This is a genomic window from Brevundimonas sp. FV1ps31S (genome assembly GCF_058681265.1).
Window position 1 is genome coordinate 3,604,960 of record NZ_CM178735.1, and the last position, 20,781, is coordinate 3,625,740.

The following is a 20,781-nucleotide window of genomic DNA, read 5'->3' on the forward strand; positions in this document are numbered from 1 at the left end:
TGACCCCAGGCAACGTCCGCGACGTCTAAGAACATGGCCATGAGACACAGGATCGGGGTCATCGCAGCGACGGTCATGGCGGGCGCCGTCCTGTCCGTGGGCTCGGTCGCCCAGCCGGCGGGGCCGCGCGTCAAGCCCGTCCGCCACGCCGTGACCGCCGGACCGCCGGTCGTTGTCGAACTGTTCACCGCCCAGGGTTGCGGGGGTTGTATCGAGGCCAATGCCGTGGTCGAGCGGGCGGCGGCGGAGCCCGGGGTGATCGCCCTGACCTACGGCGTCGACTACTGGGACTATCTGGGCTGGACCGACACCTTCGCCCGGCCCGCGTTTTCCCAGCGCCAGCGCGCCTATCGCGCCGCCCTGCGTCAGCGCGGCGTCTCGACGCCCCAGGTGGTGATCGATGGCCGGCGCCAGCTGTCCGGCGCCCGTAGCCAGGAACTGGAGACCGCCATCATCGAGGAGGCCGGTCGTCAGGTCTGGCCGCCCGAAATCGAGTTCCGCGAAACCGGCGATCAGGTCGGCGTCGGCTCGGGCCGCGCCCCGGCCGGGGGCGCCGAGGTGCTGGCCGTCACCTACACGCCCGGCCCCCAGGTGGTCGAGGTCGCCCGCGGCGAGAACCGGGGCCAGGCCGTGCGCCACATGAACGTGGTGCGCGACGTCGTCCGCCTGGGCGAGTGGCGCGGCAGCCCCATGTTGTTCGACCTGCCGCAGACGCCCCATGACGAGGCCGTGGTGGTGATGGTCCAGGGCAAGACCGACCGTCGAATCCTGGGGGCGGCGGTCAGGAACTAGGTCCGGCGGATGGATGCCGATGTGCTCACTTTCGAGATGGACGGCGCGCAGCGGATTCGGGGCGCGGCCGCCGATCATCTTGACGCCTTGCATTCCGTCCTCGCCGATACACCGCCGGACCAAGCGGGCGTGCGATTGCGGGGAATCGCCCCTCTCGACCGTCTGCTGGGGTCGGACGGCCCTATCGGGGCGCTAGCGTCGGCGGCGCTCAAGGCCGAGAGCAAGCCTGTAAGGGCCATCCTGTTCGACAAAACCCTCAGCGCAAACTGGTCGCTGGGCTGGCACCAGGACAGAACCATCTGCGTTCGACGGCGAATTGACACGGACGGTTTCGGTCCTTGGACAGTCAAGGCGGGGATGCAGCACGTGGCGCCGCCTTTCGGTATCTTGTCACGAATGGCGACGCTGCGAATTCATCTCGACGATGTCGGGGCAGACAACGCCCCCCTGCTGGTCGCGCCCGGTTCCCACACTGTGGGTCGCGTCCCGGTCGGCGACATCGACGAAGTCGTTCGCCGATGCGGCGCCCACGCCTGTCTGGCCAAAGCGGGCGACATCTGGCTTTACGCCACGCCGATCCTGCACGCATCGGAGGCGGCGGTGCGGCCTGCGCGCCGCCGGGTCCTCCAGCTCGATTATGCCGCCGAAGCTCTGCCTGGCGGATTGGAGTGGCTGGGCGTCTAGCCCGGCTCTGTGCGACGGCTGTCGGAGGACCGTCCCTGCATCGGCCTAGGCCCCCGCCTTTCTTGCGAACCCCCAGGCCGCGTCGCTCAGCGGGCCGACCTGGGCGGCCATGGTCTTGGCGTGGGCGCTGGCGGCGGTGCCGTCGCGGACCCGGCCGGCGATGCCCTGGCAGATCGCAGCGAGGCGGAACAGGTTGTAGGCGTAAAGCCAGTCCAGATTGGCCGGCCGCATGCCTGACGCGGCGGCGTAGCGCTCGACCGTCTCCTCGACCGACGGGATGCCCAGGGCCTCAAGATCGGCGCCGGCCAGGCCGTTGCGCAGGGAGGCTGGAATGGCCCAGGCGATCAGCAGGTAGGAGAAGTCGGCCATCGGATCGCCCAGGGTCGACAGCTCCCAGTCGAGCACGGCGCGGGCCTGGGGGCCGTCGGGGGCCAGGATCATATTGTCCAGGCGGAAGTCGCCGTGGACGATGCGGCTGGGCCCCTCGGGCGGGAGACTCTCGGGCAGGAAGGCGATCAGCCGGTCCATCGCCGGTACGGGCTCGATCTCGGACGCGCGGTACTGTTTGGTCCAGCGCCCGACCTGGCGGGCGAAATAGTTGCCGGCCTTGCCGTAGTCCGCCAGCCCGATGGCGGCGGGGTCGAAGGCGTGCAACCGGGCCAGGGTGTCGGTCTGGGCCTGATAGATGGCCCGGCGCTCGGCGGGGGGCAGGCCCGGCAGTTTGAGGTCCCAGAAGATCCGGCCCTCCACCTTGTCCATGACATAGAAGATGGAACCGATGACCGCCTCGTCCGTGCAGAGGGCGTGGGGCCTGGCGACCGGGAAGCCCTGGGCGGCGAGGGCGGAAATGACCTGGAATTCGCGGTCGACCGCGTGGGCGCTGGGCAACAGGACGCCAGGCGGCTTGCGACGGAGGACATAGGCGGCGTTCGGGGTGGTCAGCTCATAGGTCGGATTTGACTGGCCGCCCTTGAACTGGCGCACCGTCAGGGGGCCGGCATAGCCCGCGACATGGGTCGCCATCCAGACGTCGAGCGCGGCCTCGTCCAGTCTGTAGCGGGGATCGACTTCGCGGACGCCGGAAAAGGCGGACTGGGCGTCGAGGGCTGGATCGGTCATTCGGTTTGGTGTCCTGGCGCTTCCTGGCCGGCCGCGTCTTTTGCGCGATCCGGGGCGGCGATGATGGCGGCCTTCACGGCGCGACGCCAGCCGGAAACCAGCCCTTCACGCTCATCATCCGACATTCGCGGCGTCCAGCGCGCGGGGGCCTCGGCGGGCCGGGCCTCGAGGTCCGAGACCAGGCCGACGCCCAGCGCCGCCAGACGCGCAGCCCCCAGAGCCGTCATTTCCTGGAAGGCGGGCCGCTCGACCTCGACCTCGCAGATGTCGGCGACGAACTGCATCGCGAAGCTGTTGGCGGTGACGCCGCCGTCAACCTTCAGGGTCTTCAGCGCGGGGGCGCCGTCCTGGGCCAGGGCGTCCAGCAGATCGCGCGTCTGATAGGCCAGGGCCTCAAGGGCGGCGCGCACGAAATGGGCGGGGCCGGCGTCCCGTGTCAGGCCGACCACGGTTCCCCGCGCCTCCGGCTCCCACCAGGGCGCGCCCAGGCCGGTGAATCCGGGGACCATATAGACGCCCCCGTTGTCGGAGAGACCCAGGGCCATGGCCTCGGACTGGCGTGATTCCGAAATCAGCCCGACGCCGTCACGCAGCCACTGGATCGCCGAACCCGCCGAGAAGATCGAACCCTCCAGCGCATAGGCCGTGCGGCCCTGCGCCTGATAGGCCAGGGTGCTGAGCAGGCGGCGGGTCGAGGACACGGGTTCCGGCCCCACATTGGCGACCAGGAAGGCGCCGGTTCCGTAGGTTATCTTGGCGTCGCCGGGCCGCAGGGCGCCGTGTCCGACCAGGGCGGCCTGCTGATCTCCGGCCGACCCGGCGATGGGCAGGGGCTTGCCGAACAAGCCGGGGTCCGTCTCGGCGATGATCCCGGCGCAGGGGACGATGTCGGGCAGGGCGTCGCGCGGCGCGTCGAACAGGGCGCAGAGGTCTTCGCGCCACTGACCCGTCTTCAGATCCATCAGGGCGGTTCGGGCGGCGTTGGCGGCGTCGGTGGCGTGGACGCGGCCGCCTGTCAGGTTCCAGATCAGCCAGGCGTCGATCGTGCCCAGCTTGACCTCGCCTCGACCGGCCCGCTCGCGAGATCCGGGAACGGCGTCCAGCAGCCAGGCGAATTTCGTCGCCGAGAAATAGGGATCGAGAATCAGGCCGGTTGCGGCCTGGACCGCAGGCTCGTGACCTTCATGGGTCAGGCGGGCGGTGACGTCGGCGGTGCGGCGGTCCTGCCAGACGATCGCCCGGTGCAGGGGCTCGCCGGTTCGGGCGTCCCAGAGCACGGCGGTTTCGCGCTGATTGGTGATGCCCACGGCGGCGAAACGATCGATTCCCCCGGCCTTGCGCACCACCTCGCGACAGGTCTGGAGCACGGCGGACCAGATTTCCGCAGCGTCATGTTCGACCCAGCCGGACTGAGGAAAATACTGGGTCAATTCGATCTGGCTGACGGCGACCGGCCGCAGATCCTGATCCCGGACCTCGAAGGCGATGGCGCGGGTCGAGGTGGTGCCCTGGTCGATGGCGAGGATCAGGCTCAAGCTGTTTCTCCCTGGGGCGGCTTACGCGGCGCGCGGTGGTTGGTCTAAGGGGAGCATATGATGACGCACCTGCCCAGCTATGAAGGCGTTCTTGACGCCGCCCGCCAGATCGACGGCGTCGCCCTCCGCACCCCTTTGATCGAAAGTCCCGCGTTGAACGCGGAGGTCGGCGGTCGAGTGCTGATGAAGGCGGAGACCCTGCAACGCGCCGGCGCCTTCAAGTTTCGCGGAGCCTATAATCGCATCAGCCGGCTGAGCGCGGAGGAAAAGGCCCGCGGCGTCGTCGCCTTCTCGTCGGGCAATCACGCCCAGGGCGTGGCGGCGGCCGCGGCCCTGGCGGGGACGTCGGCCCTGATCGTCATGCCTACGGATTCCCCCCGGGTGAAGATCGACGGCGTCATCGGCTTCGGCGGAGAAGTCCGCCTCTATGATCGCTGGACCGAAAGTCGCGAGGCGATCGGCGCGGCGATCGCCGCTGAACGCGGCGCGGTCCTGGTGCCGCCGTTTGACGATCCCTTCGTCATCGAGGGACAGGGCACCACGGCCCTGGAGATGCTGGACCAGGCCGACACGCCGATGGATCAGATCCTGTGCGGCGCGTCGGGCGGGGGACTGATGGCCGGGATCAATCTGGTCATGGGCGCGCGCAGCCCCGACACCCGGGTCCTGGTGGTCGAGCCGGAGGCCTATGACGACACGGCGCGATCCCTGGCGGCCGGAACGCGGGTCGGTCATCCGGACGGGCCGCCGTCGATCTGCGACGCTCTGATGGCGCCGACGCCGGGCGTGCTGACCTGGCCGATCAACCAGCGTCTGGCGGGCTCGGTCACGGTGTCCGACATGGAGGTGGCCGAGGCCATGCGCTTCGCCTTCCGCCATCTGAAACTGGTGGTCGAGCCGGGCGGGGCGGTGTCCCTTGCGGCGCTGCTGGCCAGGAAGGTTGCTGCGGAAGGCCGCGTCACCGGCGTCGTCCTGTCTGGGGGCAATGTCGATCCGACCCTCTATGCTGCGATCATCGAGGGTCGTTTCGCGGCCTGATCCCTTTTCATGGCCCCACATCTCGGCCACCTTTCGGGAAACGAAACATCAGGGAGGGACGACCATGACCAGGACGAGCGAACTTCAGCAACTGATCGGCCGGGAAGTCGGGGTTTCCAGATGGTTCGACGTCAGCCAGGCGCGCATCGACGCCTTCGCCGACTGCACCGAAGACCGGCAGTTCATCCATGTGGATCCCGAGGCCGCCGCGACGACGCCGTTCGGCGGGACCATTGCTCACGGCTTTCTGACCCTCAGCCTGGCCTCGGCCATGAGCTATGACGCCGTCTCACCCCTGGACGGGGTGACGATGGGGATCAACTACGGCTTCGACAAACTCCGCTTCCTGGCGCCGGTCGCGGCGGGGTCTCGGGTGCGGGGGCGTTTCCGCCTGATCTCGGCCGAGGACAAAGGGGATGGGCGCTGGTTGCTGAAGCACGAACTGACGGTCGAGATCGAAGGCGGGGACAAGCCCGCTCTGGTCGCGGAATGGCTCGGAATGCAGGTCGTCAGCTAGTCGCGACGTGGGGTGTGCTGTGGCGCGCCGCTCACGCGACACGGGCGTGACGTTGTTTCCTATAAACGACGCAAAATCGTCCAAACCGGGACGATTTCGGAAATTTCACCTGTAGCATCAATAGCACGGTGTCAATTGTCCCGGCAGAACTCGCCCAGTTTTCGCCTCGACCTTCCACGGCAACGCTGATAAGACACGCCGAGGCGGTAGACCCGCCCTAGATACAACAGGCGGAGGCTAACCCCTATGCGTATGAAGACTTTTGTGCTGGCCTCCAGCGCAGCGGCCGCCCTGGCCCTGTCGGCTGGCGCCGCATCGGCCGAGCCGAACGGCTGGTACGGCGCGATCGACGCCGGCTATCACGTGATCGACGACATCAACGCTGAGTCGTCGACCACCGGTGCAAACTGGAACTACGAAGTGAACGACGGCTGGGCGGCTTTCGCCCGTCTCGGCTATCGCTTCAACCCCAACTGGCGCGTTGAGCTCGAAGGCGGCTACCGCTCGGGCGACATCGGCACCGTGCGCGCCGTGTCGGGCTCGCAGGGCCTCTGCAACCTCACCCCGGCGACCGGCGGCTGCTATTCGCCGGAAGGCGACATTGAAGCCACGACCCTGATGGCCAATGTCATCTATGACTTCGGTTACGAAGCCTGGGGCGTGCGTCCGTTCGTCGGCCTCGGCGCCGGCCTGAATCGCGTCCAGACCCAGACGATCGGCAACCTGCGCGCCAACCGCGGCGCCACCTTCGCCATCGACGACGACTCGACCGAGTTCGCCGCTCAGGCGATCGCCGGTCTGGCCTGGGCCCTCGGCGACCGCACCAACATCGACCTGACCTACCGCTACCTGACCGGCGACGCCTCCTGGGAGTCCTCCACGGTCGGCACGGGCGTCGGCGCGACCGCCTTCGGCGAATGGGACGGCGACTACGATCAGTCGCACACCGTGACCCTGGGTCTGCGCTACAGCTTCGGCGCTGAAGAGATGGCGCCTCCGCCGCCGCCTCCCCCGCCGCCGCCGCCGCCGCCTCCCCCGCCGCCGCCTCCCCCGCCGCCGCCGGTCGCTCAAAAGCCGACCCCGCGTCAGTTCGTGGTCTACTTCGACTGGGATCGTTCGGACCTGACGGCTGAGGCCCGCTCGGTGGTCAGCCAGGCCGCCAGCTACGCCAAGACCGGCGCAGCCACCCGCGTCCTGATCGTCGGTTACACCGACACATCGGGCTCGGCCGCCTATAACCTCGGCCTGTCGAACCGTCGTTCGCGCACCGTCGCGGACGCTCTGGTCGCCCAAGGCGTCAACGGCGGCGTCATCGCCCTCGACGGCAAGGGTGAAACCGCCCTGGCCAAGCCCACCGCCGACGGCGTGCGCGAACCTTTGAACCGTCGCGCCACCATCGACATCAACTTCTAAGACTGTCCGACGGTCGGCCCGGATTATCCGGGTCGACCCGAGGACGACGAACGTGTCGAAAGACCGAACGCCGCGCCCGACCGGGAGCGGCGTTCTTCTTTTTCTAGGCTTGGCGACGGCGTCCAGGCAGGTCGAACTCGCCTAGGCTCGCCCTGTCTGATCCGGTGGCGTTCTATCCGGTGGTGCGCATCAGCAAGGCGGATTCCAGGCGCGCCGGCTCGAGGCGTCGCAGGAGCGCATCTCCCAGGCCGATCACCAGGGCGGCGACAAGTACGGCGCTCGCGATCGCTACGGCCGCGAGCTTCAAACCCTGTGCGAACTCCCGCTCTTCCGGATCCACCCGCGTTTCCCCTCAAACCTCCCCTTCGCACATCATGATGCGCGAACCGAGGCAAGTCACGGATCGGTGCTCGGTCACGAAAAGGGGGGCGACGTCTAATGACGCCGCCCCCCTTGCCGCCCTGTGAGGCGACCGTGATCAGCCGGTGAACGGGCGGATCAGGATTTCCACACGACGATTCTGGGCCTTGCCTTCCGCGGTTGCGTTCGAGGCTACCGGATTGCGTGAGCTGTTGCCGGCGACGTACAGCCGTTCCGGAATCACGCCCCGTCGAACCAACTCGGACGCGACACTGGCCGCACGACGTTCCGACAGGGGCTGGTTGATGGCGTCGCCGCCGGAGGAGTCGGTGTGGCCGATGATGTCGATGGTCGAGCGATCATATTCCTGCAACACGCGAGCGACGTCGTCGAGCACGGGCATGAAGCGCGGATCGATCGAGGATTGGTTGGTGGCGAAGGTCACGTCCGACGGCATCCGCAGGACCAGATTATCGCCCTGGCGCGCGACGCCGACGCCGCTTCCCGAAAGTTCGGCCTCGAGGGCCCGTTGCTGACGGTCCATATACTGACCGATGGCGGCGCCCCCCAAAGCGCCGACGCCAGCGCCGATCAAGGCGTTCTTGCGTCCCTGTTCGCCGTTCGACGTATTGGTGAGGTAGCCCAGCAAGGCGCCGCCCAGAGCGCCGGCGATGGCGCCCGTGCCGGTGTTGTTGCGGGTCGGGGTGGAGCTATAGGGATCGGTCGTGGTGCAGGCGGCGGTCCCCAGCAGGGCCGCGATGGAAACGCTGGCGACGAAGATCTTGGCGCGCATGGAATGTTCCTTCCGAATTGCAGTCTGGCGCAAAAAACGCTCGCTTACTGTCTAGGTTCCAAGCTGTACCATGAATGAACGGACTGGCGCCCGCACGATCAACCGCCGGGGATCGACGAATCCTGCAACCGCCCCCAGACTGACAGAGTCGCAGAATAGGCGTATGAGACCGCCGTAGTTTTTGCCGAACGAGGACGCCCCTTGAGCTCCACCGAAACCCACCTCCCCGCCGAGCGCGCGATCACGCCGGTTTCGATGACGCGTTATGATGAGGACTTCCAGGGCTTCAGCGACGCCCTGGGCGCGTCCTTCGCGCGCTTCGGCTTCGCGGTGGTGGCCGATCACGGACTGGACGAAGGCCGGATTGCCGCTGCGTTGGACGACGCCAAGGCCTTCTTCGCCCTGCCCGAACCGGTGAAGCGCCAGTACCATCAGCCGGGAACTGGCGGCGCCCGCGGTCTGACCCCGTTCGGCGTCGAGGCGGCCAAGGGCGCCGCCACCGTCGATCTGAAGGAGTTCTGGCATGTCGGCCGCGAACTTCCGCAGGACCATCCGTATCAGCAGTTCATGCGCGACAATGTCTGGCCGGCCGAGACGCCCGGCTTCAAGGCCCATGTCTATGGCATGTATGAGGATCTGGACGCCCTGGGCCGCAAGATCCTGAGGGCCATCGCCCGCTATCTGGGCCTGGACGACGGCTATTTCGACGATAAGGTCGAGATGGGAAACAGCGTGCTGCGGCTGCTGCACTATCCGCCGGTGCCGGCCGATGCGCCCGGCGTCCGCGCCGGCGCGCACGAGGACATCAATGTCATCACCCTGCTGCTGGGCGCCGAAGAGGCCGGGCTGCAGCTGAAGGAGAAGGACGGAAGCTGGCTCGACATCGCGCCGCCGCCGGGCGCCCTGGTGATCAATATCGGCGACATGCTGCAGCGGCTGACCAATCATGTCCTGCCGTCGACGACGCATCGGGTGGTCAATCCGGCCCCGGAGCGGCGCGGGTTCGCCCGCTACTCCACGCCCTTCTTCCTGCACTTCAATCCGGACTTCCTGATCAAGACCCTGCCCAGCGCGGTCACCCCGGAAAACCCGGACCGGTACGCCGACAAGTCCATCACGGCCGAGGACTATCTGACCGAACGGCTGCGGGAGATCCGTCTGCTCTGACGGCGCCGTCGACCGTCAGCGGGTGATCCGCAGCTTGGTGATGTCGCGTCCGATGGCCTCGAAGGCCGCGACCAGCGCCGTTCCGCTGTCAGCCAGATAGGCCTTGTCGGACGAGGAGGCGCAGTTGGACAGCAGGGTGGCCGCCGCGCTGTTGGCGGTGATCGCGAAACCGACGGTGTAGACGGTGACGCCCTTGGCCTTCATCGCGGTGCAGAGCTTCTCGGCCTGGGATGCGGACGATCCGTTGGAGGCATTCTGGTTTATCCGGACATCATTATTCGAGTAGGACCCCCCCAGCGAATCCTTGGCTATGACCCCGCTATAGTAGGGCGTGTTGAAGTCGCCGTCGGTCATCAAGACCACGGCCTTGACCGTCTTCAACGGATCATAGTCGTTCGCGGCGGAGTCCGACGACCACAGACTGTTGAAGTTGGGCGCCAACGTATACCAGCCCCAGGCCGTGCCTATTTGGCCGGCCGTCGAGCCTCCGTCGTCCAGACTGTTTATGATGGACTTCAGGCTGTCGCGGTCGCTGGTCAGGGGCTGAATGCCAACGGTGAGGCAGGTGTTCTCGTTGGTGCTGGAATAGTTGCGGCCTACATAGGCCGACGCAGGCGAGGCGTCGGTATAGGCGGCGGATCCGACCCGCTCAGTCACGCAGTTGCTGATCTCATGAACGGACGTACTGCCTGCCGCATTGGCGTAGGCGAGATACTGGCAGCCCGCGACCGTGCAATAGGCCGTCCCGCCGCCCGAGTATTTTCCGGAGATCTTGTTGTTGATCACATAGGTGAAGGTGTCGGTGGAGCGCGCAGTCACGGTGAAGGCCGTGTTATCCGAGCTGTGGCCCATCTTCGTCGCGCTGTTGATCGCCATGCCGGACACCCCGGTGACGACGACGCGATCATTGACGGCGAACCCATGGTTCGCCGCCGTCACCGTGATGGTGCATTTGGTGGAGGTGCAGGCCCTGGTCGCGGCTGTGATGGTCTTGCCCGCCGTCACAGGGCCCCGCGCGGCGGCGGCGCTCGATCCCATGTACACCCCCATCGAATAGGGCACGACGGACATGCGCGAGGTGTAGGGGGTCTGGACATCCTTGACGACGATATCGACCATCTTGAGCGCGGCGGTTTTCAGGTCGGAGATCTTGCTGCCGCTCATTGAGCCCGTGATGTCGAGCACCATGGCCACTTCGAGGTTCTTGGCCGACCGATTGACCTCGGAATGGACCTTGATGGGAATCGTGTCGTCGAGCAGTTGGCCATAGGGAGGCAGGACGATATTGGCGACCAGGGTATTCACCCGGCCCACGGCGTCCGAGACGACGACGCTGGTTCCATTCAGGGCGACGGTGACGTCGGAATCCTGGATCGGTTCGATCTCGGTATTCTCGAGATTGGCCCGCAGGGTGATCAGGGTGACCGCCTTGAGGTCGTCCGGGTCCGTATAGGACGACCGGGCCGCAGACAGGGTGGCGGCGTCCAGGGCGTCCTGAAACTGGGACCTGGCCGTCGTCACGCGGTGCAGATCAATGCCGCCGAGCGCCAGCATGGCGATGATCGGCAGGCTGAAGGCGAAGATCATCGCCACATTGCCGCGCCGGTCGGGACCCAGGCGCAAGACGAGGCTGCAGAGGCGGCGGACCGCCCGACGGATCAATGGAGAGGCCAAGTTCGTCGCTTCCCTGCCGGGCGCACACGGCCCGTATGACGGCAGAATGCCGTCATACGGTTAAGAGAAGCCTCAAGCCTCAGGTTAACGGCCCCGCAGACCTATAAGCCGTGGGCGGCCTCAGGCCTCGGACCAGCCGCAGTCGCGGCCGCGATTCTGGACCGTGAGCCATTGGTTCAGCGGCGCGAAATAGTCGGCGACGGCCGAGGCGTCGTTGGTGGTCTCGCCGGTGAAGGCCTGCATCGCCTCGGGCCAGGGCTTGGACTGGCCCATTTCGAGCATGGCGTTGAAGCGGGCGCCGACCGCCTCGTTTCCATAGACCGAGCAACGGTGCAGCGGCCCGGTCCAGCCGGCCTGTTTGCAGGCCGCGCGCTGGAACTGGAACTGGTAGATGTGGGCCAGGAAGTAGCGGGTATAGGGGGTGTTGCCCGGCACATGATATTTGGCGCCCGGGTCGAAGGCGTTGGTCGGGCGCGGCCCCGGCGGGACCAGGCCCTGGTATTTCAGCATGTCGGCGGTCCAGGCGGCGTTGTACTGGTCCGGCGACGTCTCGCCCGAAAAGACGCCCCAGCGCCAGCGGTCGACCATCAGGCCGAAGGGCAGGAAGGCGATCTTGTCGAGCGCCATCTTCAGCAGGAAGGGAATGTCCTCCTCGGCACCCGGCGTGGTCTTCAACAGGCCGATCTGGTTCAGATAGGTGGGGGTCAGGGCCGACAGGCCGACGAAGTCGCCAATGGCCTCGTGGAAGCCGTCATTGGCCCCGTTGCGGAACATCATCGGCTGGTTCTTGTAGGCGCGCTGGTAGTAGTTGTGACCCAGCTCGTGGTGGACGGTGTAGAAGTCCTCGCCGTTGACGTTGGTGCACATCTTGATGCGGATGTCGTCGGCGTTGTCCAGGTCCCAGGCCGAGGCGTGGCAGACGACCTCGCGGTCGCGGGGACGCACGATCTGGCTGCGTTCCCAGAAGGTCTGGGGCAGGGGATCCAGGCCCAGGGAGACGTAGAAGCCCTCGCCCGTCCTGACCATTTTCACGGGGTCGTAGTCGGCGGTCTTCAGCAGTTCGGTCAGGTCGTAGCTGGAGGCCCCGCCGCTGGTCGGGGCCACCACATCATAGATATTGCCCCACTGCTGCGACCACATATTGCCCAGCAGGTCGGCGCGGATCGGGCCGTGATCGGGTTGGACGGCGTCGCCGTATTTGGCGTTCAACCGGGCGCGGACATAGCAGTGCAGGTTCTCGTAGAAGGGTTTGACCTGGGCCCACAGCCGGTCGGTCTCCTCGGCGAAATCGTCGGCCGGCATGTCGTAGCCGGACCGCCACAGGGCGCCGGTGTCGGTAAAGCCCAGTTCGCGCGCGCCTTCGTTGGCGATCTCGACCATGCGGGCGTAGTCGTTCTTCATCACCGGCGAAATGGTGCGCCAGCCTTCGTAAAGCGCCTTGGTCTCGTTCGGGTCGCGGCTGTCGGCCAGGATCAGCGAGGCCTCGTCCAGGGTGATCGGCTGGCCCTTGAAGTCGAACTTGCCGGTGGAATAGGTCGAGTCCAGCCGGGTGGTGATCTGCGACAGTTCCTCAGCCGCGCCGGGCCGGTTGGGGGCGGGCAGGACGATGCCGAGCCGCAGCAGGTTCAGCTTGCGGCGAACGACGGGATCGACCGCGACATCATTGAACTTGGCCGCCTGGTTGGCGAACTGGACCTGAAGTTCGGTGGCCTCGGCATTGACCTTGGACTCCAGCCACATGGTGTCGAAGGTGATGTTGGTGGCGCGGGCCCACTGCACCCGGGCGGCGTATTCGCCGAAGGTCAGCATCTTGGCCTCGGCGTCGGCGATGAACTGGGTCGCGCCCTCGACGGTGGTCGGATAGTCGGCGCGCAGGCCGGTGGCGGTCACCGGGGCGGGGGTGAAGGTCTGGGCGCCGCCGTCGGCCTGAAGCGGTCGGGTCTCGTGCGAGGTCGTGGTGGCGGCGCAGCCGGCGGTAAGGGCGAGGGCGCAGACCGCGACGGCGGTCATCATCTGACGCTTCATGATGGGATCTCCTGAACAGCGGGCGCAGGAGAGGTCAGGCCCGATCCGCCGTCAAGCGGAGCGGTTTGTCGGAGATTTTTAGCGGCTATCGGCCTTCGGCCTACTTGAGCCGAATGCAGGCGTTCAGTCCGTCGTTGCGGACCGTGCCCATGGCGGCCTGGATGCGCGAGGCGCGCCGGCGGACATAGGGCCCCGGCGAGGCGGCCTTGTAGCGACGCGGGGCGGGCAGGATGGCGGCGAGACGCGCCGCCTCGCGCGAGGTCAGGTCGGCGGCGTCCTTGCCGAACCAGTGCTGGGCGGCGGCCTGGGCGCCATAGACGCCCGGCGCCCATTCGACCACGTTCAGATAGACCTCCATGATCCGGCGCTTGGACCAGACGGTTTCGATCAGGACGGTGTAGCCCGCCTCGAAGCCCTTGCGGATCCAGTCTCGGCCTGGCCACAGGAAGACGTTCTTGGCGGTCTGCTGGCTGATGGTCGAGCCGCCGCGGATGCGGCCGCCCTCGGCGTTATGATCCAGCGCCTTCTGGATCGCCTCGATGTCGAAGCCGTGGTGGCTGCAGAAACGGGCGTCCTCGGCGGCGATGGCGGCGTTGACCAGATTGGGCGAGATGTCGTTCAGACCGCGCCACTGATAGTCCAGACCCTCGCCACGCACGGCCTGGCGCAGCATCAATATGGTCGGGGCGGGCGGCAGGACGGCGACGATCAACACCCCGCCGATGGGCAGCAGGGCCAGGACCGCCAGGGCGATCAGGGCCGCACGGAACCAGGCCTTTTTGCGCCCCCGCGCCATTACAGGATCGCCACGCCGGCGGTCCCGTCCTCGTCGGCCCAGGCGACCTTGTCGGCGGCCGGGCTGAGGCACAGGGCGACGATGGAGGGGCCCTTCTCGGCCTTGACGAAGTTCAGCCCCTGGGCGGCCGGATGGGCGACCCAGACCCGGCCGTCGGTCAGGCCGGCGGCCAGGAGGCCGTGCTCGGTCCGGGCCGAGACCAGATTGACCAGCGTGGTGTCGTCATAGCCGATCTCGGTCGCCTCGCGTCCCATGGGCCCGTTCGAGCCGATGAAGGGCCACAGGACCGCGCCCTGGGCTCCGGAGGTGGCCAGAAGCTGGCCGCCGGCGAGGAAGGCCAGCGAGCGGACCTTGGACGGATAGCCGCCCATCCGCAGGTTCTTGGCGTCCTTCAGCCGCCAGCCGTGCAGTTGGCTGTCCTGCATGGTGGTGACGACAAAGGCTCCGTCGGGGGAGAAGGCGACGGCGGTGTGCGAGCCGGCCCAGGCCAGTTTGACCGGCTGCTGCTTCTCGATCCGAGCGTACCAGAGGGCGGCGCCGCCGTAGGTCGAGGCGGCGATCCGCCGGCCCTTGGGCTCGAAGGCGACGCCGGAGACGGTGCGTTCGTGCTGAAAATCGCGGCGGAAGCCGGCGTCCTTCGGATCGATCACCGACAGGGTGCGGCCCCAGGAGAAGGCGACCAGCCCCGAGGCAGGCGAGGCGTCGATGGCGTCGACCCACTGGTTCCTGGCCGTGGCCAGGACGGCGGGTTCGGCGCCGCGACGGCTCCAGACCACCTGGCCATCGTCGCCGCCGGTGACGATCCCGTCAGCGGACGGGTGCACGGCGGCGCACAGGACGGCGCCGTCATGAGCCTGGACCGTCGTTCCATCCTCGAACCGGACCGAGCCGTCGCCGAGGGCGAAGACGGCGCCGGCGCTGTCGAACAGGGCGGCGGTGACCTGGGCGTCAAAATCGAAGTTCATGCGGGACGCGTTAGCGGGTTGCGGGGGCGGGGGCAAATGACGGCTCCTTCTCCCTCCCCTTCATGGGGAGGGATGATCGCGCAGCGATCCGGGTGGGGCCGTTGGAGCGGAGCGGAGTTCTGACCGCCCCACCCCGGCTACGCTCCGCTCCGCCGCCCCTCCCCATAAAGGGGAGGGAAAAGACTACACCGGATCGGTGGGCAAAGGCGCCACCGGCGCCGGCGCGGCCTGAGCCTTGGCGGGTTCGTCCGGCAGGGGGATGAACTCCAGGTCGTCTTCGCTGGGCAGGGCCATTCGTCCCGCCTTCCAGTCCGCCTTGGCCTGGTCGATGCGGGCCTGGCTGGAGGCGACGAAATTCCACCAGATCAGGCGTTCGCCGACCGGCTCGCCGCCCAGGACCATGACGCTGGACTGGACCAGGGCCTTGATGGTCGGCTCGGCCGCCGGCTCCAGCACGATCATCTGGCCTTCGTGGAAGGTGCGGTCCCCGACCTCGATGGAGCCCTTGGCCACGAACAGGGCGCGTTCGCTCATGCCGCCGGCGCCCTTGCCCGGAGGGGGGGCGGTGCGGACGCCGGGCTGAAGCTCCCAGTGGACATAGAAGAGGGGCGAGGACACCGGCACGCCGGCCTTGGCGCCATAGGCCTCGCCCGCCACCAGGCGCGCGAACAGGCCGCCGTTCTCATAGGCGGGCTGGGCGTCCTCATCGAGGTGATGGAAGGCCGGATCGATCTCCTCGGCCTCGTCCGGCAGGGCGACCCAGGCCTGCATCCCGTGCATCGGCCCGCCCCGGCTCTTCTTCAGCGGGTCGGTGCGCTCGGAATGGACGATGCCCTTCCCAGCGGTCATCCAGTTCACCTCGCCGGGCCGGATGACCTGGTTATAGCCGAGGTTGTCATGGTGCATGATCTCACCCTCGAACAGATAGGTGAGGGTCGACAGGCCGATATGCGGGTGCGGCCGCACGTCGATGGCGTCCGAGCCCGGTGCGAACTCGGCCGGACCCATCTGGTCCAGAAAAATGAAGGGCCCGACCATCCGGCGCGAATGGAAGGGCAGGACGCGCCCGACCTCGAACCCGCCCAGGTCCTTGCGGCGCGCGTCGATCACTAGTTCGATCATGTTCGGCATCCCCTCGGCGGGCCACGGCCCTCAGTGGAAAGGTCCGCCGAACGGTCTTATCCGACGTGAGGGGTGACTATGCCAAGAGGCAGGGCGGTCACATTCTTCACGCCGCGCGTGACGATATGGCTCTCGCAGTCGGAGACGATGCCCAGGGCCAGCAGTTTCTCGCGCAGGAACTTGTCGAAGGCGTGCATGTCGGAGGTGATGATGCGCAGCACATAGTCCTCGCGCCCCGTGATGGTGGCGCACTGGACCACTTCCGGCCATTTGGCGACGGCGCTCTCGAAGATGTCGAGATTCTCCGACGACGGCAGCATCAGTTTGACGATGGCGTAGACCTCGAAATCCAGGCCCAGCAGTTGCGCGTTCAACAGGGTGACGCGCTTGGTGATCAGGCCGGAATCCTCCAGCCGCTTGATCCGGCGCCAGCAGGGCGAGGCCGACAGGCCGACGCGATCCGCGACTTCCGCGACCGACAGACCGGCGTCTTGTTGCAGGATATCCAGGATCCGAGCGTCGATGGGATCGAGTTCGTCCGCCAATGCGTTTCTCCGATTAACAGTATGGCGAAATAAAATACCCTAAATCGGGATTTCGCAAGGTCAAATTGAGCGAGCACCTGCTTAGGCGCCGTGTTATCAAACGTCCAGAGGAAACACGGACGGACCCCCGAACGGACATGGACGCCCGCATGAACGACAAATTGAACCAAAAGAACAGCCGCCCGCTGTCGCTGCGTGTGCCCGAGCCCACGGGCCGACCAGGCGATGCGCCGGACTTCAGCCATCTGTCGATGGACCCGGCCGGGGCCGTCGAACGGCCCGACGTGGCGACGACGCCCTATGAGATGCGCGATCACGCCTTCCGGCTGATCCGGGTGCTGGACGATGAGGGACAGGCCGTCGGACCGTGGAATCCGCGTCTGGACCCTGAGACTCTACGTCGCGGCCTGAAGGCCATGATCCTGACCCGCGCCTTCGACGACCGGATGCACCGCGCCCATCGGCAGGGCAAAACCAGCTTCTATATGAAGTGCACCGGCGAAGAGGCCATTGCGGTCGCGCAGGGCATGCTGCTGAGCCGCGAGGACATGGGTTTCCCGACCTATCGCCAGCAGGGGCTGCTGATCGCGCGCGGCTATCCGCTGGTCGACATGATGAACCAGATCTACTCGAACGCGGCGGACCCGATCAAAGGCCGTCAGCTCCCGATCATGTATTCCGCCAAGGACTATGGCTTCTTCACCATCAGCGGCAATCTGGGCACCCAGGTCCCCCAGGCTGTCGGCTGGGCCATGGCCAGCGCCTACAAGGGCGATGACAAGATCGCCATCAGCTGGATCGGCGACGGCGCCACGGCGGAAGGCGACTTCCACAACGCCCTGACCTTCGCATCCGTCTATCGCGCCCCGGTGATCCTGAACATCGTCAACAACCAGTGGGCCATCAGTTCCTTCCAGGGCATAGCCGGCGGGCTGGAGACCACCTTCGCCTCCAAGGCTATCGGCTATGGCCTGCCGGCCCTTCGGGTAGACGGCAACGACTTCCTGGCGGTCTGGGCGGCGACTCAGTGGGCCGAGGAGCGCGCCCGTTCGAACCAGGGCGCGACGGTGATCGAACTGTTTACCTATCGCGGCGCCCCGCACTCGACCTCCGACGATCCCAGCCGCTATCGCCCCGGCGACGAGCACGAGAAATGGCCGCTGGGCGATCCGCTGGACCGTCTGCGCCAGCACCTGACCGTCATCGGCGAGTGGGATGACGAGCGCCACGCCACGGCCCTGCGCGAGGCGGTCGAACAGGTCCGCGCCGCCGGCAAGGAATCCGAGGCCATCGGCACCCTGGGCCAGTCGCGTCCCAGCGTGAAGACGATGTTCGAGGAGGTCTATGCGACCGAAGACTGGCGGCTGATCGAACAGCGCCGCGAGGTGGGGGTCTGACCATGGCTGAGCAAACCACCTTCACCGACGCCGATCGCAACGACGGCGTCGAGCCGGACATGGTCGACCAGAACGCCGCCCCCGCCTCGGAGGCGACGGGATCCGGCGTACAGCCGATGAACATGATCCAGGCCCTGAACTCGGCCATCGACGTCAAGATGAGCGAGGATTCCAACGTCCTGTCGTTCGGCGAGGACGCCGGCTATTTCGGCGGGGTCTTCCGCGTCACCGACAAGCTGCAGCAGAAGCACGGCCTGACCCGCAGCTTCGACGCCCCGATCAGCGAATGCGGCATCGTCGCCGCCGCCATCGGCATGGGCGCCTATGGCCTGCGTCCGGTCGTCGAGATCCAGTTCGCCGACTACATCTATCCGGCCTATGACCAGATCGTCTCCGAGGCGGCCAAGATGCGCTATCGCTCGGGCGGCCAGTTCACCAGCCCCATCGTGGTGCGTTCGCCCTATGGCGGCGGCATCTTCGGCGGCCAGACCCACAGCCAGTCGCCGGAAAGTCTGTTCACCCATATCGCCGGGCTGAAGGTCGTCATCCCATCCAACCCCTATGACGCTAAGGGCCTGTTGATCGCCGCCATCGAGGATGACGACCCTGTCGTCTTCTTCGAGCCGAAACGCCTGTACAACGGTCCGTTCGACGGCTGGCACGAGAAGCCGGTCTCGCCTTGGAAGGCGCAGGACCTGGCCCAGGTGCCCACCGGAAAATATGTCGAGCCCATCGGCAAGGCGCGCGTGATGCGCGAGGGGAACGACGTCACCATCCTGGCCTATGGCACCATGGTCTGGGTGGCCCTGGCCGGCGCCGAACACGCCGGCGTGGACGCGGAGGTCATCGACCTGCGCTCGCTCGTGCCGCTGGACATCGAGACCATCGAGGCCAGCGTGAAGAAGACCGGCCGCTGTGTCATCGTGCACGAGGCGCCCAAGACCTCGGGCTTCGGCGGCGAACTGTCGGCCCTGGTTCAGGAGCGTTGCTTCTATCATCTGGAGGCGCCGATCGCCCGCGTCACCGGCTGGGACACGCCCTATCCGCATGCTTTCGAATGGGAATATTTCCCCGGACCGCAACGGGTCGCAGACGCCTTGAAGAGCGTCATGACGGGAGGTCGATAAGATGGGTCGTTTCGTCTTCAAACTGCCCGACGTGGGCGAAGGCACCGCCGAGGCCGAACTGGTCGGCTGGCACGTCAAGGTCGGCGACACGGTCGCCGAGGACCAGATCGTCGCCGACGTCATGACCGACAAGGCCACCGTCGAGATCACCGCCCCGGTGTCGGGCAAGGTCATCGCCCTGCACGGCGAGCCCGGCGCCATGGTGCCCGTGCGCGGGCCGCTGGTGGAGTTCGAGGTCGAGGGGGCGGGAAATGCGGATGAGGCGACGCCCCCCTCCCCGGCTTCGCCGGTACTCCCCCCAAGGGGGGGAGATCGCGCAGCATCCAATCCTCCCCCCTTGGGGGAGGTGGCGCCGAAGGCGACGGAGGGGGCTGACGCCGCACCCACCGGCAACTACGTCTTCAAACTGCCCGACGTCGGCGAAGGCACGGCCGAGGCCGAGCTGGTCGGCTGGCACGTCAAGGTCGGGGATGCGGTCGAGGAAGACCAGATCATCGCCGACATCATGACCGACAAGGCGACGGTGGAGATCACCTCGCCGGTCGCCGGTGTCGTTGTCGCCCTGTACGGCGAGGCGGGACAGCAGGTCCCGGTCGGCGGGCCGCTGGTGGCGTTCGATGTGGCGGGCGCCGGGAATGTCCCGAGGCCCGTTCAGGCCCCCTCCGTCGCCTCCGGCGACACCTCCCCCAAGGGAGGAGGATCAGCGCCGACGCCCGCCCCGAAATCTCCCCCCCCTGGGGGGAGTACCCGCGCAGCGGGGGAGGGGGGCAAGTCCGTCGCGCCTCCCGCCCTCACCGGCCGCGCCCCCGGCGAACGCCCGTCCGCCTCTCCCGCCGTGCGCAACCGCGCGCGGGATCTGGGCGTGGACCTGACCTTCGTGCCCGGCTCCGGCCCGGCCGGTCGGATCACCCATGAGGATCTGGACGGCTTCATCGCGCGCGGCGGCCAGGTTCCGGCGTCCGCCGCTCCGGCCGGCGGCTCGCCCTTCGCCCGCGCCGAAGGAACAACCGAGGTCCGCATCATCGGCCTGCGCCGCAAGATCGCGGAGAAGATGGCCGAAAGCGTGCGCCGCATCCCCCACATCACCTATGTGGAGGAGATCGACGTCACGGCGCTGGAGGAGCTTCGTGCCCACCTGAACGCCACCAAGGCCAAGGATCAGCCCAAGCTGAACCTTCTGCCCTTCATCGCCCGCGCCATCGTGGTCGCCCTGCGCGATCAGCCGCAGATCAATGCCCATTACGACGACGAGGCGGGCGTCCTGACCCAGCACGCCCCGGTCCATCTGGGCATCGCCGCCCAGACGCCGAACGGCCTGATGGTGCCGGTGGTCCGCCACGCCGAGGCGCGAGACGCCTGGGATACGGCGCTGGAGATCGCCCGCGTCTCCGGCGCGGCCAAGGACGGTTCGGCCAAGCGCGAGGAGCTGTCGGGCTCGACCATCACCATCACCTCGCTGGGGACCCTGGGCGGAGTGGTCCACACCCCGATCATCAACCACCCCGAGGTCGCCATCGTCGGTCCCAACAAGATCGCCGAACGGGTCGTGGTCCGCGACGGCCAGATGGTGGTGCGCAAGATGATGAACCTGTCGTCGTCGTTCGACCACCGGATCGTCGACGGGCATGATGCGGCGGTGTTCGTCCAGCGGATCAAGGGGTTGCTGGAGCAGCCTGCGACCCTGTGGATGTGAGCGGCCGGACATGATATAC

At 67.2% G+C, this 20,781-nt stretch carries 19 protein-coding genes; 9 read left to right on the forward strand and 10 right to left on the reverse strand.

Going from position 1 to position 20,781, the window contains the following annotated elements:
* Positions 1-39: 39 nt before the first annotated feature.
* Positions 40-792 carry a DUF1223 domain-containing protein gene (locus ACVPT3_RS17280; protein WP_492042063.1) on the forward strand — a complete coding sequence of 251 codons (753 nt, stop codon included), beginning with the start codon at positions 40-42 and terminating at the stop codon, positions 790-792.
* 9 nt (positions 793-801) lie between these two features.
* A complete protein-coding gene (locus ACVPT3_RS17285) occupies positions 802-1,476 on the forward strand; it encodes a phytanoyl-CoA dioxygenase family protein (protein ID WP_492042064.1) in 675 nt (224 codons plus the stop codon).
* Between the two features lie 45 nt (positions 1,477-1,521).
* Here ACVPT3_RS17285 and ACVPT3_RS17290 read toward each other — a convergent pair whose 3' ends face one another.
* Together ACVPT3_RS17290 and glpK are read right to left on the reverse strand one after the other, a co-directional pair.
* Positions 1,522-2,595, reverse strand: coding sequence for a phosphotransferase family protein (locus ACVPT3_RS17290; RefSeq protein ID WP_492042065.1), 1,074 nt, complete (start codon positions 2,593-2,595; stop codon positions 1,522-1,524).
* The gene (glpK, locus tag ACVPT3_RS17295; protein ID WP_492043842.1) at positions 2,592-4,124 is read right to left on the reverse strand and encodes a glycerol kinase GlpK; all 1,533 of its coding nucleotides are present in this window, start codon (positions 4,122-4,124) and stop codon (positions 2,592-2,594) included. The genes ACVPT3_RS17290 and glpK overlap by 4 nt, the downstream gene beginning before the upstream one ends.
* A 63-nt stretch (positions 4,125-4,187) precedes the next feature.
* Between glpK and ACVPT3_RS17300 the strand changes: the two genes are divergently transcribed.
* The 3 genes from ACVPT3_RS17300 (at position 4,188) to ACVPT3_RS17310 (ending at position 7,098) form a co-directional block, all read left to right on the forward strand.
* A complete protein-coding gene (locus ACVPT3_RS17300; protein ID WP_492042066.1) occupies positions 4,188-5,168 on the forward strand; it encodes a threonine ammonia-lyase in 981 nt (326 codons plus the stop codon).
* A gap of 64 nt (positions 5,169-5,232) precedes the next feature.
* Positions 5,233-5,685: a MaoC family dehydratase gene (locus ACVPT3_RS17305; RefSeq protein ID WP_492042067.1), complete on the forward strand. Its 453-nt coding sequence runs from the start codon at positions 5,233-5,235 to the stop codon at positions 5,683-5,685.
* A gap of 252 nt (positions 5,686-5,937) precedes the next feature.
* Positions 5,938-7,098: an OmpA family protein gene (locus tag ACVPT3_RS17310; RefSeq protein ID WP_492043843.1), complete on the forward strand. Its 1,161-nt coding sequence runs from the start codon at positions 5,938-5,940 to the stop codon at positions 7,096-7,098.
* Between the two features lie 172 nt (positions 7,099-7,270).
* Here the strand turns inward: ACVPT3_RS17310 and ACVPT3_RS17315 are convergent, their stop codons facing one another.
* Both ACVPT3_RS17315 and ACVPT3_RS17320 read right to left on the reverse strand, forming a co-directional pair.
* The gene (locus ACVPT3_RS17315; RefSeq protein ID WP_492042068.1) at positions 7,271-7,438 is read right to left on the reverse strand and encodes a hypothetical protein; all 168 of its coding nucleotides are present in this window, start codon (positions 7,436-7,438) and stop codon (positions 7,271-7,273) included.
* Between the two features lie 138 nt (positions 7,439-7,576).
* Positions 7,577-8,251: a YiaD family glycine zipper/OmpA-like lipoprotein gene (locus ACVPT3_RS17320; RefSeq protein WP_492042069.1), complete on the reverse strand. Its 675-nt coding sequence runs from the start codon at positions 8,249-8,251 to the stop codon at positions 7,577-7,579.
* Positions 8,252-8,506: 255 nt separating this feature from the next.
* On the opposite strand from ACVPT3_RS17320, the gene ACVPT3_RS17325 reads away from it, so the two are divergent.
* Positions 8,507-9,418: an isopenicillin N synthase family dioxygenase gene (locus ACVPT3_RS17325; RefSeq protein ID WP_492043844.1), complete on the forward strand. Its 912-nt coding sequence runs from the start codon at positions 8,507-8,509 to the stop codon at positions 9,416-9,418.
* A 15-nt stretch (positions 9,419-9,433) separates the two neighbouring features.
* Here the strand turns inward: ACVPT3_RS17325 and ACVPT3_RS17330 are convergent, their stop codons facing one another.
* From ACVPT3_RS17330 to ACVPT3_RS17355, 6 genes are all read right to left on the reverse strand, one after another.
* Positions 9,434-11,041 (reverse strand): TadE/TadG family type IV pilus assembly protein, encoded by a 1,608-nt coding sequence (locus ACVPT3_RS17330; protein WP_492042070.1) that lies wholly within the window; start codon positions 11,039-11,041, stop codon positions 9,434-9,436.
* A gap of 171 nt (positions 11,042-11,212) precedes the next feature.
* Positions 11,213-13,117, reverse strand: a complete 1,905-nt coding sequence (locus tag ACVPT3_RS17335; RefSeq protein WP_492042071.1) for a M2 family metallopeptidase — start codon at positions 13,115-13,117, stop codon at positions 11,213-11,215.
* A gap of 100 nt (positions 13,118-13,217) precedes the next feature.
* Positions 13,218-13,913, reverse strand: a complete 696-nt coding sequence (gene mtgA, locus ACVPT3_RS17340) for a monofunctional biosynthetic peptidoglycan transglycosylase (protein ID WP_492042072.1) — start codon at positions 13,911-13,913, stop codon at positions 13,218-13,220.
* Complete coding sequence (locus tag ACVPT3_RS17345) at positions 13,913-14,878, reverse strand: WD40 repeat domain-containing protein (protein WP_492042073.1); 966 nt, start codon at positions 14,876-14,878, stop codon at positions 13,913-13,915. Before ACVPT3_RS17345 ends, mtgA begins: the two co-directional genes overlap by 1 nt.
* Positions 14,879-15,061: 183 nt before the next feature.
* Positions 15,062-16,000: a pirin family protein gene (locus ACVPT3_RS17350; protein ID WP_492042074.1), complete on the reverse strand. Its 939-nt coding sequence runs from the start codon at positions 15,998-16,000 to the stop codon at positions 15,062-15,064.
* Positions 16,001-16,056: 56 nt separating this feature from the next.
* A complete protein-coding gene (locus tag ACVPT3_RS17355) occupies positions 16,057-16,545 on the reverse strand; it encodes an Lrp/AsnC family transcriptional regulator (RefSeq protein ID WP_492042075.1) in 489 nt (162 codons plus the stop codon).
* A gap of 149 nt (positions 16,546-16,694) precedes the next feature.
* Between ACVPT3_RS17355 and ACVPT3_RS17360 the strand changes: the two genes are divergently transcribed.
* From ACVPT3_RS17360 to ACVPT3_RS17370, 3 genes are read left to right on the forward strand one after another with little or no spacing between them, the layout of a single operon-like run.
* Positions 16,695-17,942 (forward strand): 3-methyl-2-oxobutanoate dehydrogenase (2-methylpropanoyl-transferring) subunit alpha, encoded by a 1,248-nt coding sequence (locus tag ACVPT3_RS17360; RefSeq protein ID WP_492042076.1) that lies wholly within the window; start codon positions 16,695-16,697, stop codon positions 17,940-17,942.
* A 2-nt stretch (positions 17,943-17,944) separates the two neighbouring features.
* Positions 17,945-19,069, forward strand: a complete 1,125-nt coding sequence (locus ACVPT3_RS17365) for an alpha-ketoacid dehydrogenase subunit beta (protein WP_492042077.1) — start codon at positions 17,945-17,947, stop codon at positions 19,067-19,069.
* 1 nt (position 19,070) lies between these two features.
* A complete protein-coding gene (locus ACVPT3_RS17370; protein WP_492042078.1) occupies positions 19,071-20,762 on the forward strand; it encodes a 2-oxo acid dehydrogenase subunit E2 in 1,692 nt (563 codons plus the stop codon).
* The last annotated feature ends 19 nt before the right edge of the window (positions 20,763-20,781 follow it).

What these genes read in the sequence shown, in the direction of transcription:
- ACVPT3_RS17280 (WP_492042063.1), top strand. Translation starts at nt 40, where the DNA reads ATGAGACACAGGATCGGGGTCATCGCAGCGACGGTCATGGCGGGCGCC.
- ACVPT3_RS17285 (WP_492042064.1), top strand. Translation starts at nt 802, where the DNA reads ATGGATGCCGATGTGCTCACTTTCGAGATGGACGGCGCGCAGCGGATT.
- ACVPT3_RS17290 (WP_492042065.1), bottom strand. Translation starts at nt 2,595, where the DNA reads ATGACCGATCCAGCCCTCGACGCCCAGTCCGCCTTTTCCGGCGTCCGC.
- ACVPT3_RS17300 (WP_492042066.1), top strand. Translation starts at nt 4,188, where the DNA reads ATGATGACGCACCTGCCCAGCTATGAAGGCGTTCTTGACGCCGCCCGC.
- ACVPT3_RS17305 (WP_492042067.1), top strand. Translation starts at nt 5,233, where the DNA reads ATGACCAGGACGAGCGAACTTCAGCAACTGATCGGCCGGGAAGTCGGG.
- ACVPT3_RS17310 (WP_492043843.1), top strand. Translation starts at nt 5,938, where the DNA reads ATGAAGACTTTTGTGCTGGCCTCCAGCGCAGCGGCCGCCCTGGCCCTG.
- ACVPT3_RS17320 (WP_492042069.1), bottom strand. Translation starts at nt 8,251, where the DNA reads ATGCGCGCCAAGATCTTCGTCGCCAGCGTTTCCATCGCGGCCCTGCTG.
- ACVPT3_RS17325 (WP_492043844.1), top strand. Translation starts at nt 8,507, where the DNA reads ATGACGCGTTATGATGAGGACTTCCAGGGCTTCAGCGACGCCCTGGGC.
- ACVPT3_RS17335 (WP_492042071.1), bottom strand. Translation starts at nt 13,117, where the DNA reads ATGAAGCGTCAGATGATGACCGCCGTCGCGGTCTGCGCCCTCGCCCTT.
- mtgA (WP_492042072.1), bottom strand. Translation starts at nt 13,913, where the DNA reads ATGGCGCGGGGGCGCAAAAAGGCCTGGTTCCGTGCGGCCCTGATCGCC.
- ACVPT3_RS17345 (WP_492042073.1), bottom strand. Translation starts at nt 14,878, where the DNA reads ATGAACTTCGATTTTGACGCCCAGGTCACCGCCGCCCTGTTCGACAGC.
- ACVPT3_RS17350 (WP_492042074.1), bottom strand. Translation starts at nt 16,000, where the DNA reads ATGATCGAACTAGTGATCGACGCGCGCCGCAAGGACCTGGGCGGGTTC.
- ACVPT3_RS17360 (WP_492042076.1), top strand. Translation starts at nt 16,695, where the DNA reads ATGAACGACAAATTGAACCAAAAGAACAGCCGCCCGCTGTCGCTGCGT.
- ACVPT3_RS17365 (WP_492042077.1), top strand. Translation starts at nt 17,945, where the DNA reads ATGGCTGAGCAAACCACCTTCACCGACGCCGATCGCAACGACGGCGTC.
- ACVPT3_RS17370 (WP_492042078.1), top strand. Translation starts at nt 19,071, where the DNA reads ATGGGTCGTTTCGTCTTCAAACTGCCCGACGTGGGCGAAGGCACCGCC.